Here is a 12,653-nt window from a genome sequence, read left to right as displayed (position 1 = left end):
GCTAAGGAGCCCACCCGGTGCCGAAACTCGCCGCACTCTTCTCCCCCGAACGCGCCGCCGACGTGGTCGACGCGGACACCCGCCGACTGCTCGAGGACCGCTTCGACGTCGTGTGGGCAACCGCCGACCACGCCGCGGGCCCCGGTTCCCTGGCGAAACCGCCGGCCCTCGACCCGGCCGCCGTACCGGTCCTGGCCGCGGGCGCCGACGTCCTGCTCACCAGCTGGGGTACGCCGCACCTCGGCAAGGAACTGTGGTCGGACGGGAACGGGCCGAAGGTCGTCGCGCACGCCGCGGGCACGGTCAAGAACCTGATCGACCCGGTGATCCTCGACCAGGGCGTCGGCGTCTTCTCGGCCGGTCCGCGGATCGCGTGGTCGGTCGGCGAGTACTGCCTCGCCTCGATGCTCACGCTGGCTCGGCGACTGCCCCGGTTCGACGGTGCCGTCCGCGCCGGCGGGTGGAAGCAGACGGAGTACCGCGGTCATGAGTTGGCGGGCGCGAAGGTCGGCATCATCGGCGCCAGCAGCACCGCCCGCGCGCTGATCACGCTGCTCAAGCCGTTCGGTTGCGACATCGCGGTGTACGACCCGTATCTGTCGGACGAGCGGGCCGCGGAGCTCGGCGTTCGGACGACGACTTTGGAGGACGCGGCCGGCGGGCCGTTCCTGAGCATCCATGTCCCGAACGTTCCGGAGACCAAGGGCATGATCACCCGCGAACTGATCGCGAACCTGCCCGACGGCGCGGTGGTGGTGAACTCGTCCCGCGGCCTCGCGATCGACCAGCCGGCGCTCCTCGACCACGCACTCGACGGCCGGATCTACGCCGCCCTCGACGTCTACGACCCCGAGCCGCCGACCTTCGACGCGACAACCCTGGCGTGCCCGAACCTCCTGCTCACCCCGCACGTCGCGGGCGACACCGCCGAGGGCCACCTCGCGCTGGCCGGTTACGTCCTGAAAGACGCGCTGAGCTGGCTCGAGGACGGGACCCGCGGACCGAGCTTCGTCGACCCGGCCGTCTGGTCGATCGCCGCCTGAAAGGACCGCCGATGTCCCGCATTACACAAGTCGAGGTCTTCCCGGTCGCCGTCCCGTTCGCCCGCCGGTTCGTGCTGGGCAGCGGCGCCGTCGGTGCCCCCGACGCGGCGCCCGATCAGGCCGGCGCGGTGATCTTCGTCAAGCTCACGACCGAGGACGGCGTCGTCGGGTGGGGCGAACAGCGCGCGCTGCCGAGCTGGAGCTACGAGACCGCCGAGACGATGGCCGTCGTCATCCGCCGGCACCTCGCGCCGATCCTGCTCGAACTGACACCGTTCGACGTCGAGTTGTTCCACCAGCGCGCCGCCAAGCGACTCAGCCCGGCGGTCTCGAACGGCTTCCCGTTCGCCCGGGCCGCGGTCGACGTGGCGATGCACGACGCGGCCGGCAAGCTCGCCGGCGTCCCGGTGCACGCCCTGCTCGGCGGCAAGGTGTACGACGAGATCCCGCTCTGCTCGGCCATCGGGGTCGGGGACCCGGACGCGGTCCGAGAGCACGCGCAGCAGTCGTCGGACTATGCGGCGTACAAGGTCAAGATCGGGGGCGATCTGGACGCCGACACCGCGGCGATCGAGACGGTCGCCGAAGTCGCCGGCGGTAAACCGCTCTGGCTCGACGCCAACCAGTCGTACCGTCCGGCGGCGCTCAAACAGCTCCGGGACCGTACGGCGCACCTCCGCACCATCCATTGCGTCGAGCAACCGGTGCCGAGCACCGACACGCTCGCCATGCAGCGGCTGCGCGAGCTGATCGACCTCCCGATCGCGATCGACGAGGGCAGCTTCTCCGCGCAGGACCTGGCCCGGGCGATCCGCCTGAACGCCGCCGACCTGGTGGTGGTCAAGGTCTGCAAGTCCGGAGGCCTCCGCAACGCCCTGAAAACCGCCCAGACCGCGCTCGCCGGCGGTCTCGAGATCCTCGCCAGCGGCCTCACCGACTGCGGAGTCGCGTTCGCCGCCGCGCTGCACGTGTTCAGTCAGCTCGAGCTCGCCCTGCCCGCAGAGCTCAACGGGCCGGAGCTGCTGACCGATCTGTACGTGGAGGGGCTGAGCATCACCAAGGCCGTCGCGACGGTCCCCACCGCCCCTGGATTGGGCGTCGAGGTCGACGAGGAGCGGATCCGCGCCGAGTCGATCGACCTGCTCTACCGGTGAGGAGAACCATGCGCACCACCCTGCCCCGCCGCCGCTTCCTCGAGTTGACCGGCCTGGCCGGCCTGGGGCTCGCCGCGGCCGGCTGTTCCTCCGGTCCACCGTCCGGCACCGCCACCTGGTCCATGTGGTCGAGCAGCGCCGCCGAGAAGAAGGTCTGGGAAGACTTCGGCAAGTACGTCGAACAACAGCTCGCGCTGAAGTCCGTCGCCACCCTGACCCCGTCGAACGGCTACCCGACCAAACTCGACCTCCAGCTCGTCAGCGGTACTGCGGGCCTGGTCACTGCACTCAACGGCACCCTGATCCCGACGTACGCCGCTCGCGGCGCGCACCGCCCGCTCGACGACCTGATCGCCGCGGACCCCGACTTCCAGCTCGACGACTTCTACGACACCAGCCGCCGGATCTCGAGCTTCAACGGCAAGACGTACGCGATCGGCTTCGACGTCGCGCCGACCGTCATGTACTACAACAAGGACCTGCTGAAGCAGCAGGGCATCCCACTGCCGTCGAAGACCGAACCGATGTCGTGGGCGACGTTCCGCGATCTCGCCAAGCAGCTCACCAAGCCCGGTCAGTACGGCTTCACCTGCGCACCCGCGATCGACGACCTGGTGTCGTGGATCTACTGCGCCGGCGGCAACGTGATGAGCGAGGACGCCAGCCGCAGCATCCTCGGTGAGCCCGAGGCGATGCAGGCGCTGCAGTTCGTCATCGACCTGTTCGTGAAGGACAAGGTCACGCCACCGATCAAGAACCTGGTCACCGAGAGCTCGCTGTCCAACTTCATGCAGGGCAACGTCGCGTTCATGCAGAACGGGCCCTGGCAGGTCGTGAACGCGCGGAAGGCGAAGTTCGACTGGGACATCATCCCGTTCCCGGCCGGAGCAGCCGGCAGCACGCCGCGGGTCTCGGGCTCCAGCTTCGCGATTCCCTCGGGGGTCCGCGATGGTGCGCAGCTCGAGCTCGCGTGGAAGCTGCTCAAGGCGCTGACCAGTACCGGAGCGCTCGACATCTACGCGAAGGCCGGCCGCAACAACCCGGCCCGGCTCAGTGCCGGGAGCGCGTTCCAGCCGCCGCCCGACAACCTCGGCATCGTCCAGCAGATCCTGGCCGGCAAGCTCGCCGGCGGGCACGCGTTCGACGTCACCACCAACTGGAACCAGGTCAAGCAGCTGCTCGGTCAGGATCTGCCGCGGACGTTCCTCGGCCAGGTCTCGGTCGCCGACGCGATCGACGGGCTCACCCCGCGTCTCGACGTACTGATGCGGCAGCACAAGGACACCATCCGCCAAGCCTCTGCCAGGAAGGGGTGATCAGATCATGGCCGTCGACACCGTATCTCCAGTGACCACACCGGTGACCCCACGCGAGGCCCCGAAGCCGCGCTGGCGGAGTCGCGAAGCGCTGACCGCGTGGCTGTTCATCCTGCCCAGCCTCATCGGCTTCCTGATCTTCACCGCCGGCCCGGTCGTCGCCGCCGGCGTCATCTCGCTGCTGAACTGGAACCTGTTCAGCGCACCCACCTGGGCCGGTCTGCACAACTTCGCCCGGCTCGGCCCCGACCCGACGTTCTGGTCGGCGCTCGGCAACACGGCGTACTTCACGCTGCTCAGCGTGCCGCTGACGATCCTGGTCAGCCTGGCGCTGGCGTTGCTGCTCAATCAGGGACTCAAGCGGATCGCCGTCTTCCGGTCGCTGCTCCTGTTGCCGTACGCAACCATCACGGTCGCGGTGGCGTTCGTCTGGATCTGGCTCTACATCCCGCACGACGGCCTGGTGAACGCCGTGCTCGGGTGGTTCGGCATCGGCGGACCGGCGTGGCTGATCTCGGACAACTGGGCGATGCCGGCACTGATCCTGATGAGCGTCTGGAAGAGCTTCGGCTTCGGCATGGTCGTCTTCCTCGCCGGACTGCAGGCGATCCCGCAGCAGCTGTACGAAGCCGGACGAGTCGACGGGACGTCGCCGTGGAACAGCTTCCGGCACATCACGCTCCCGATGCTGTCGCCCGCACTGTTCTTCGTGATCGTCACGTCGGTGATCGGCTCGTTCCAGGTCTTCGACCAGGCGCTGATCATGACGAACGGCGGCCCGGGCACGCGCACCACCACGCTGGTCATGTACATCTACCGGACCGGCTTCGAGAACTACGACCAGGGGTACGCCGCGGCGCAGTCGCTCGTGCTCTTCGCGTTCATCGTGATCATCACCGCGGGGCAGTTCCTCTTCCAGCGGAGGCTGGTGCACTATGACAACTAGCGCGATAACTAGCCGAACAACTAGTGGCACAACTGAGATCCGCCAGAAGGTCGTGGTGTTCACCTGCTTCCTCGTGACCGCGATCACCCTGGTCCCGGTCGTCATGATGGTGCTGGTCGCGTTCCAGTCCGACGCCGAGTCGATGGCCGCCAAGCCGTCGTTCTGGCCGAGCAGCTGGCACCCCGAGAACCTGACCCGCTCATTCGATCTGGTGCCGCTCGGCAAGTACCTGCTGAACACCGTCTACTTCGCTGCCGGTACGACGATCCTCGAAACGGTCACGGCCGCGCTGGCGGCGTACGCGTTCGCCCGACTGAACTTCCCCGGCCGCAGCTGGTTGTTCGGGATCTATCTCGCGACGTTGATGATCCCGTCGCAGGTGACGCTGATCCCGCAGTTCGTGCTCGTCGCGAAGCTGCACGGGATCGACACCTGGCCGGGGATGATCCTGCCGCACGCGTTCACCGCGATCGGGGTGTTCCTGCTCCGGCAGTTCTTCCTCGGCATCCCGCGCGACTACGAGGAGGCCGCGCGGCTGGACGGCGCGAACCGGTGGCAGGCGTTCGTCCGGGTGATCGTGCCACTCGCGGTCCCGGCGATCGCGACGCTCGCGGTGTTCAAGTTCATCGGCCAGTGGAACAACCTGCTGTGGCCGCTGGTGATCTCCAACAGCGACGCGACCCGCACCGCGTCGGTCGGCCTGCAGGTGTTCCAGGACACCAACGGCACCCAGTGGAACCTGCTGCTGATGGCGGCGACCGTCACCACGATCCCGCTGATCATCCTGTTCTTCCTCACGCAACGCTGGTTCGTCCGAGGTATCACCATGAGTGGGCTGGGAGGCCGCTGAACATGTCCTATCTGTGGTCCGTTTTCACCAAACCGTGGGCGGGACTGCCCGGGGCCGAACTCGGCCGGCTGATCGCCGGCATCGGGTTCGGTGGCGCCGAGGTGCCGGTGCGCGACACGGCGTACGTCACACCGGCGAACGTCGAGGCCGAGCTGCCGAAGTTCACCGCACAGTTACGGGCCGAGGGCATCGAACCGATCAGTGTCGCGAGCGACCTGTCCGAGCCGGTGTTCGCGGCGTGCGCCGAGTCCGGCGTACCGATGATCCGGATCATGGCCGAACTCGGACCCGACGGGTACGCCGCCTCGGTCGGGCGCAACCGCGAACTCCTCGAGCAGGCGGTCGCGCTGACCGAGCGGTACGACGTACAGGTCGGTGTGCAGCCGCACCACGGGCGCTACGTGTCGTCGACGCTCGGCGTACTGCAACTCCTGGAAGGGCTGCCGTCGCGGTTCAAGCTCGTGTGGGACGCGGCGCATGATGCGTTGGCCGGTGATCATCCCGCGGTGACGCTCGAGCTCGGCGCGGAGCGGCTCGGGATCGTGAACCTGAAGAACGTGCACTACCAGCGCACCGACGCCGGGTGGAAGACGAACTTCGTGGAGGCCGAGGACGGGTTGTCCGACTGGTCGGCGGTGTTCTCCACGGTGCAGCAACTCTCGTGGAGTGGGCCGGTGTGCCTGACAGCGCAGTACTCCGATTCCGCAGTACCGGTGGAGGAACGACTTCGGAGAGATCTGCATTTCGCTGTCACATCGGCCGCGCAGCATCCGTCAAGGCAGTGACATCAACAGACACTGACCCGATGGAGAACCTCCCATGCAAGCACGGATGACCAACCCCGCTCAGATCCTGCCGGACGCCACCAAGGGCATCCAGAACATCTACAAGGCGATCGGGCAGTCCGGCACGGACGGCAGGACGCTCGAGCTCGTGCACCTGCGGGCGAGCCAGATCAACGGCTGCTCGCCGTGCGTCTTCGGCGGGGTCAAGTCGGCCCTGAAGAACGGGGAGACCGACGAGCGGCTGCACCAGGTCGCGGCCTGGCGGGACTCCGACCTGTTCACCGACGCCGAACGGGCCGCGCTCGCGATGACCGAGGCCGCGACCCGGCTGGCCGACAACCCGACCGCGGTCAGCGACGAGATCTGGGACGCCGCGACCGACCACTTCGGCGAGAAGGAACTGTCGGCGATCATCCTGATGATCGGACTCACCAACCTGTTCAACCGCCTCAACACCACGGTACGGGCGCCTGCGGGTGCCACCTGGTGACGGATAGGTGACCGATACTGTGAGCCCCGGATGTCGAGAAGGCGTCCGGGGCTCCGACGTCCCGGGGTGAAGGGAGACTGCCGATGAAGTACATGCTGCTGATCTACGGCAACGAAGAGACCTGGGACACCTTGCATGCCGAAGGGATCGAGGGTGTCCTCGACCAGCACCGCGTGCTCTCCGAGGAGCTGAAGGCCAACGGTGAACTCGTCGATGGGATCGGTCTGACCACTGCGAACGCGCGGGTCGTCAAGGTCAACGACGGCGTACCGGCGGTGACGGACGGGCCGTTCACCGAGGCCAAGGAAGTGCTGGCGGGCTACTACGTCGTGGAGTGCAGCCTGGAGCGGGCGACCGCGATCGCGGCCCGGCTGCCGGAGGCGCGGTACTCGCCGATCGAGATCCGCGAGTTCACCGATCCGATGAAGGACTAGAGGTCGCTGCCGGGTGCGGTCGGCAGGGCGTCCTTCTTGGAGGAACTTGCCGGCCTCAGCTGGGCGTTGACACCTGAGACCGGCGAGTCACTGACTCAGAACTGCTGTCGTTGCGGGCTAGCTCGAGGCGAGGATGACCCCACCTGAGGCGGGCTGATCACCCATGCCCCGGCCACCCTGAACGAAAACAGTCGCGCCACGCGCCGGTGCCTGGGCACCGTCGCCGAGTCGCAGCGTGGTCCTCATCCCGTTGCTCAACCTCAGCATCGCCACGCGACGCGGAGGCACCGACGGAATCGACGAGCTCACCTCGTGGATGCCGGTGCACACCGCTGGCTGGACGGAAGCTCGGCCGAGTCCCTCGTTGCCGTGACTCCTCACATCACGGCACTGCTCGGCGAGCCTTTTCATCGCTGACACACTTCCCCCTTCTCATCGTGAACTGCCCCCGAGTGGCGGTGGACGCAGTCGTGTGACCGCACACTCCCCCGTCCTCCCCGCACCCGGAAACGACACGGAAGTGATCAGGCAACCCTCGCTGAGAGTGATCGGGTTTTCAAGGGATAGTAACCGGAATCCCGCGTATCGAAATCGGTGTCCATGCCTTGTTCCGGTCGGGTCACTGACCACCGAAGCCAGTGGTAGCAATTCCCTTGATGATCTGGCGCTGGAAGAACAGGAACACCACGACCAGCGGCAACGCGGCCAGGATCGCGGACGCCATGTTCTGCGCGTACTGCAGGCCGTAGGCGCTCTTCACCGTCTGCAGGCCCACCGGCAGCGTCATCAGGTGCGCGTCGGTGGTCACGATGAACGGCCACAGGAAGTTGTTCCACGCACCGATGAAGACGAAGATCGCCACCGCGGCGAGGATCGGCCGCGACAGCGGCAGCACGATCGACCAGAACACCCGCAGCCGGCTCGCGCCGTCCACCCGCGCGGCCTCCTCCAGTTCCACCGGGATCTGGTCGAAGAACCGCTTCAGGATCAGCACCATCGCGGGCGCGAACGCCTGCGGCAGGATGATGCCCCAGTAGGTGTCGACCAGGTTGAACGCCAGCATCTGCCGGAACAGCGGCACGATCAGCAACTGCGGCGGGATGATGATCGCGGCGATGATCGCGGCGTACAGCCAGCGCTTGCCCCGGAAGTTCACCCGCGAGAACGCGTACCCCGCCAGCGCCGACGTCGCGACCGTGATCAGCGTGATCGCCACCGACGTGATCAGGCTGTTCCACGCCCAGGACGGGATGTCGCCCGCGGACAGCACCTTGCGGTAGGCATCGAAGCTGAACCCGTCCGGCGGGGTGATGCTGATCTTCGACGCACCCGCGTCGGCCTCGCTCTTCAGCGACGTCAGCACCGCCCACGCGAACGGCACCAGCCAGGTCACGGCCAGCACCGCGAGCACCAGCAGCGCGGCCAGTCTGGACACACTCCATGGGTTCTCGCCCGGCTTGTGCGTCTGCTTGATCTTCCGGACGTTCCGGGCCAGCGTGTAGGTGCTCATGCGGCGCTCCTGCGGTTGATCAGCTTGTACTGCGCCAGCGACACCAGGACGATCAGCGCGAAGAACAGGTACGAGATGGCCGACGAGTAACCGAACCGGTAACCGGTGAAGCCGGACTCGTAGATGTACTGCACGATCGACCGCGTCGATCCGGCCGGGCCGCCGTTGGTGAGCATGTAGATCTGGTCGAACACCTTCAGCGAGGCCAGCAACTGCAGCGTGGCCAGCAGCGCGGTGGTCGGTCCGAGCTGCGGGATCACGATCGAGAACAGCTGCCGCCACTTGCCGGCACCGTCGATCGCGGCCGCCTCGAACTGCTCCTCCGGGATGTTCTGCAGCGCGGCCAGGTACAGCAGGAAGTTGAACCCGATCGTCCACCACAGCGTGGTGATCACGACCGAGATCATCGCGACCTTCGGGTCCTGCAGCCACGCCACCGGCGCCGCCCCGAACTTCGCCAGTACGCCGTTGATCAACCCGAGTGTCGGGTTGTACATCCAGCTCCAGAACATCACGACGACGGTCGAGGCGAGCAGGTACGGCATGAAGAACGACAGGCGCCACAGCCAGCGGCCGGGCAGCCCGAGGTTGACCAGCAGCGCCAGCGCGAGCGACAGCACGATCAGCGGGACGGTGCTGAGGACCGTGAACCAGACGGTGTTGCCCAGCGACTTCCACATGTCCGGGTCGGTCAGCGCCTCGCCATAGTTGGCAAAGCCAACCAATCCGCTGCCGGCGCCGGTCAGCGTCTCGCCGGTGAAGCTCAGGTACAGGCCGTAGATCGCCGGCACCACGAGGAAGAGCACGAACAGTACGGCGAACGGCGCCGCGAACGCCCACCCGGTGAACGTCTCGCCGCGCTTGGCCTTCGCCCTCCCCTGGGCGATGGTCTCCTCCGTCGCGACGGCCGGAGTGTCGATGGCAGTCGACATCTGTGTCTCTCCTCTCACACCGGCTGCGGGCGGTCGAGCAGCTTGTTCAGCCGCGCAACGAACCCGTCGAACCCGGCCGCTGGGTCACCACTGCCGAGGAACACGTTCTGCACGTTCTCCGCGAAGTAGTTCTGGAAGTCACTGCCCGCGCCGCTGAACCACACGTCCGGGTCGTAGTTCACGTACGCCGGGATACCCGCGTAGTTCGACTGCGGCTTCAGCGCCTGGTACTCGGCACCCGTCGCCACCGGCTGGTACGCCGGGATGTGACCGCCGTCGGCCCACTTCGCCGACCGCTTCAGGATCTCCGCGACCATCGTGTACACGTGCTTGCGGCGTTCCGGCGACACCTTCGCCTGCCGCGGCAGCACGAACGTGTGCGAGTCCGCGTACGCCGCCTGGGTCCCGAACAGGGTCGGGATCGGCATCGCGTCGACGGGCATCTTCGCGTCCTTCAGCACCGGGAGCTCCCAGACACCGCCGAGGAACATGCCACTCTCGCCGTGCAGGAACTCACTGGTCGCCGTACCGCCGTCGCCACTGCGCGAGGCGATCGTGTCGTTCAGCAACGACTGGACGAACTTGAGTGTCGTGACCGCGGCGTCGTGGTCGACCTCGGCCGGCTGGCCGGGCACGAGTTTCATGTCGGCGCCGGTCTGCTTGTACAGCGTGTACCAGAGCCGCCACATCTGCGCACCGTCGCCGAGGTACCCGTAGGACAGACCGTGCTTGCCGGTCACCTTCTGCAGCTTGGTCGCGACCTCGGTGAACTCCTCCGGGCTCTTCATCGAGCGCAGGGTGTCCGTGACACCGGCCTTCTCGGCGTGCTCGGTGTTGTAGTAGAGCACGAAGGGGTGGGTGTCGAGGGCGATCGCGTACAGCTTCCCGTCGTACTGGCACTTCTCCCAGACGCGGGCCGGGAAGTCGCTCTCGTGCAGGCCCACCTCGGCCAGCAGGTCGAGGTCCCACGGCTCCAGCAGGTCGCCGGGCGCGTAGCCGGCGATCCGGGACGCGTGCATGATCGCGACGTCGGGGGCGCGGCCGCCGGCCGAGGCCATCGCGAGTTTCGTGTAGTACGGCGGGCCCCACGCGAGCACCGTCTGGGTGGCGTGGAAGCCGAGGTTCGCGGCGTTGACGGCATCCACCAGGCCTGCCATCACCGTCCCGTCCCCGCCGGTCAAGAGGTGCCAGTAGCTCAGGTCGGTCGTCGAGCGCGAGCCGCCGGGCGCGCAGCCGACGAGCAGCCCGCCACCGGCGAGCGCGGCTGCTGCTTTCAGCAGTCCGCGCCGGGAGAGGTCAGTCATTCGGTCTCCTTCAAGGGGCGAACCGAAAATTACATCGTTAGAATGGCCGACACAAGACTCGTTTGTGTGATTTTGTGCAAACGCGACCGTTAGCGTTCGGTGCTGACGCGCTCGACGATGCGGTGCGGAATCATCACCCTGCGTGGCGGCGCGTCCTTGTCCGCCATCCGCTCGGCCAGCAGATCGAGCGCGGCCGCGACGAACGCCCGGCGGTCGAAGTCGACCGAGGTCAGCGGCGGGATCATGTACTGGCTCTCGATGATGTTGTCGAACCCCGCCACCATCGTCTGCCCCGGTACGTCGATGCCCGCGCTCCACAGGGCAGCCAGCGCACCGGAGGCGATCGAGTCGGTGAAGCAGAAGAACGCGTCCGGCAACTCGTGGTCGGTCAGGTACTTCCCCACGACGATCGCCGCGCCCTCGGGACTCCACCGGTCCAGGCTGACCTCGAGTGCGGGATCGATCGGGAGGCCGGCCGCCTCGAGGGCCTGGTGATATCCGATGGTCCGCAAGCGCGAGGCCGCCGTACCCGGTGATTCCGCTGATCCGCCGAGCACGCCGGCGCCGCTGGAGCCGCGCGGGACTTCCGGCGTACCGACGGTGGCGATCCGGCGGCAGCCGCGGGCCAGCAGATGCTCGGTCATCTCGCGGGCGGCCGCCACGTTGTCGATCGCGACCTGGCTGACGACGTCCTGGTCGACGTCGCCGATCAGGACCACGGGCGGCAGTGGCCCGGCCGACATCACCGCGCTGTCGTCGAGGTTCACCGGGTTCAGGATCAGGCCGTCGACCAAGTACGCGCGAGCCTTCGAGAGCAGCTCGAACTCACGGGTCGGCTCGGCGGCGGTCTGCTCGATCTGCACGCCCCAGCCGCGCTCGTGGGCGAGCTCGACGACCAGGTGCACCACTTCGGCGGAGTACGGCCGGAGCAGGTCGGGCAGCGCCAGCGCGATCATCCCGGAGCGTCCGTTGCGTAGTCCGCGAGCGCTCATGTTCGGCACGTAGTCGAGCTCGGCGAGCGCGCTCTCGACCCGGGCGCGCGTCTCGGGGCGGACGAAGACGATGCCGTTGATCACGTTCGAGACCGTCTTCGGCGACACCCCGGCCAGCTTGGCGACATCTTTGACGGTCGGACGCATGTCGCCCATTGTCACATCTGATGCCCGTTGTCACGCATCAACGGCTGGTCAGGGCGCCTCCGTTGACATGCAGCACCTGACCGGTGATGTGTCGAGCAGCGGGTGACGCGAGGAAGTAGATCGTGTCGGCGATGTCCTCCACCTGGCCCTCACGCTTCGTCAGCGTTGCCGCGAGCAACGCGCCACGCCGCTCGTCGGTGAGGCGGCCCTGGAAGAACTCGGTCTCGGCCGTGAACCCTGGTGCGACGACGTTCGAGGTGATGCCGCGCGTGCCCAGCTCGGCGGCGATCTCGGCGTTCCACAGCGCGAGGCCCGCCTTCGAGGCGCCGTACGAGCCGGGACCGCGGGCGCCGGCGATCGAGCCGAGGTGCACCACGGCAGTGGTCAGACGGGGCGCGAGGGCGGTCGTCGTCAGGACGGCGCTGATCAGGTTGGCCTCGAGGTTCGCCAGCCAGTTGGCTTTCAGTTGCGCGAGGTCGCCGTCCGGGCGGCCGAAATCGGTGTTGCCGCCGGCATTGTTGACCAGCACATCGACCTGCTCCGGCAGTTCGTCCACCAGCCGCTCGACTTGCGCCGGGTCGGTCGCATCGCACACCACCGCCCGCGCTCCGAGCTCCGCCGCGGCCTTCTCCAGTACGTCGGCGCGCCGCCCGGTGATCACCACGTCGTCGCCGTCGGCCCGGAACCGCTCCGCGGTCGCTCGCCCGATCCCGGTCGCTCCCCCGGTCACCACGATCGTTCTCATCACGA

The 12,653-nt window shown here is 67.5% G+C and carries 13 protein-coding genes; 8 read left to right on the top strand and 5 right to left on the bottom strand.

Translation table 11 applies throughout. The features are described 5' to 3' along the window. Window positions 1-17 precede the first annotated feature (17 nt). The 8 genes from AC0662_RS06495 (at window position 18) to AC0662_RS06460 (ending at window position 7,018) form a co-directional block, all read left to right on the top strand. Window positions 18-1,043, top strand: a complete 1,026-nt coding sequence (locus tag AC0662_RS06495; RefSeq protein WP_478298977.1) for a hydroxyacid dehydrogenase — start codon at window positions 18-20, stop codon at window positions 1,041-1,043. A gap of 11 nt (window positions 1,044-1,054) precedes the next feature. After that, complete coding sequence (locus AC0662_RS06490; protein WP_452204389.1) at window positions 1,055-2,197, top strand: mandelate racemase/muconate lactonizing enzyme family protein; 1,143 nt, start codon at window positions 1,055-1,057, stop codon at window positions 2,195-2,197. An 8-nt stretch (window positions 2,198-2,205) separates the two neighbouring features. Beyond that, window positions 2,206-3,513 carry an ABC transporter substrate-binding protein gene (locus AC0662_RS06485; RefSeq protein WP_478298975.1) on the top strand — a complete coding sequence of 436 codons (1,308 nt, stop codon included), beginning with the start codon at window positions 2,206-2,208 and terminating at the stop codon, window positions 3,511-3,513. Window positions 3,514-3,544: 31 nt separating this feature from the next. Then, a complete protein-coding gene (locus AC0662_RS06480; protein WP_478298973.1) occupies window positions 3,545-4,459 on the top strand; it encodes a carbohydrate ABC transporter permease in 915 nt (304 codons plus the stop codon). 55 nt (window positions 4,460-4,514) lie between these two features. Beyond that, window positions 4,515-5,309, top strand: a complete 795-nt coding sequence (locus AC0662_RS06475) for a carbohydrate ABC transporter permease (protein WP_478298971.1) — start codon at window positions 4,515-4,517, stop codon at window positions 5,307-5,309. 2 nt (window positions 5,310-5,311) lie between these two features. After that, complete coding sequence (locus tag AC0662_RS06470; protein ID WP_478298969.1) at window positions 5,312-6,094, top strand: sugar phosphate isomerase/epimerase family protein; 783 nt, start codon at window positions 5,312-5,314, stop codon at window positions 6,092-6,094. 34 nt (window positions 6,095-6,128) lie between these two features. Further along, window positions 6,129-6,584, top strand: a complete 456-nt coding sequence (locus tag AC0662_RS06465) for a carboxymuconolactone decarboxylase family protein (protein ID WP_478298967.1) — start codon at window positions 6,129-6,131, stop codon at window positions 6,582-6,584. 83 nt (window positions 6,585-6,667) lie between these two features. Further along, entirely contained in the window at window positions 6,668-7,018 is a 351-nt protein-coding gene (locus tag AC0662_RS06460; protein WP_478298965.1) for a YciI family protein, read from the top strand. Between the two features lie 619 nt (window positions 7,019-7,637). Here AC0662_RS06460 and AC0662_RS06455 read toward each other — a convergent pair. The 5 genes from AC0662_RS06455 to AC0662_RS06435 all read right to left on the bottom strand — a co-directional run bounded on the left by AC0662_RS06455 (window position 7,638) and on the right by AC0662_RS06435 (window position 12,648). Then, window positions 7,638-8,528, bottom strand: a complete 891-nt coding sequence (locus AC0662_RS06455; RefSeq protein WP_478298963.1) for a carbohydrate ABC transporter permease — start codon at window positions 8,526-8,528, stop codon at window positions 7,638-7,640. Then, entirely contained in the window at window positions 8,525-9,460 is a 936-nt protein-coding gene (locus tag AC0662_RS06450; RefSeq protein ID WP_452204379.1) for a carbohydrate ABC transporter permease, read from the bottom strand. Before AC0662_RS06450 ends, AC0662_RS06455 begins: the two co-directional genes overlap by 4 nt. A gap of 14 nt (window positions 9,461-9,474) precedes the next feature. Beyond that, a complete protein-coding gene (locus AC0662_RS06445) occupies window positions 9,475-10,764 on the bottom strand; it encodes an extracellular solute-binding protein (protein ID WP_452204378.1) in 1,290 nt (429 codons plus the stop codon). An 89-nt stretch (window positions 10,765-10,853) separates the two neighbouring features. Further along, window positions 10,854-11,903, bottom strand: a complete 1,050-nt coding sequence (locus AC0662_RS06440; protein ID WP_478298961.1) for a LacI family DNA-binding transcriptional regulator — start codon at window positions 11,901-11,903, stop codon at window positions 10,854-10,856. Window positions 11,904-11,940: 37 nt separating this feature from the next. After that, window positions 11,941-12,648 carry an SDR family NAD(P)-dependent oxidoreductase gene (locus AC0662_RS06435; protein WP_478298959.1) on the bottom strand — a complete coding sequence of 236 codons (708 nt, stop codon included), beginning with the start codon at window positions 12,646-12,648 and terminating at the stop codon, window positions 11,941-11,943. Window positions 12,649-12,653 lie beyond the last annotated feature (5 nt).

It is taken from the genome of Kribbella sp. NPDC043289 (genome assembly GCF_056436705.1).
The sequence above is the reverse complement of the archived record's forward strand: the minus strand, read 5'-3'. Positions and strand labels throughout refer to the sequence as shown.

Bases quoted from the DNA above. Each gene is read 5' to 3' on its own strand.
- AC0662_RS06460 (WP_478298965.1), top strand. From the start codon at position 6,668: ATGAAGTACATGCTGCTGATCTACGGCAACGAAGAGACCTGGGACACC.
- AC0662_RS06490 (WP_452204389.1), top strand. From the start codon at position 1,055: ATGTCCCGCATTACACAAGTCGAGGTCTTCCCGGTCGCCGTCCCGTTC.
- AC0662_RS06465 (WP_478298967.1), top strand. From the start codon at position 6,129: ATGCAAGCACGGATGACCAACCCCGCTCAGATCCTGCCGGACGCCACC.
- AC0662_RS06470 (WP_478298969.1), top strand. From the start codon at position 5,312: ATGTCCTATCTGTGGTCCGTTTTCACCAAACCGTGGGCGGGACTGCCC.
- AC0662_RS06440 (WP_478298961.1), bottom strand. From the start codon at position 11,903: ATGCGTCCGACCGTCAAAGATGTCGCCAAGCTGGCCGGGGTGTCGCCG.
- AC0662_RS06450 (WP_452204379.1), bottom strand. From the start codon at position 9,460: ATGTCGACTGCCATCGACACTCCGGCCGTCGCGACGGAGGAGACCATC.
- AC0662_RS06435 (WP_478298959.1), bottom strand. From the start codon at position 12,648: ATGAGAACGATCGTGGTGACCGGGGGAGCGACCGGGATCGGGCGAGCG.
- AC0662_RS06485 (WP_478298975.1), top strand. From the start codon at position 2,206: ATGCGCACCACCCTGCCCCGCCGCCGCTTCCTCGAGTTGACCGGCCTG.
- AC0662_RS06445 (WP_452204378.1), bottom strand. From the start codon at position 10,764: ATGACTGACCTCTCCCGGCGCGGACTGCTGAAAGCAGCAGCCGCGCTC.
- AC0662_RS06455 (WP_478298963.1), bottom strand. From the start codon at position 8,528: ATGAGCACCTACACGCTGGCCCGGAACGTCCGGAAGATCAAGCAGACG.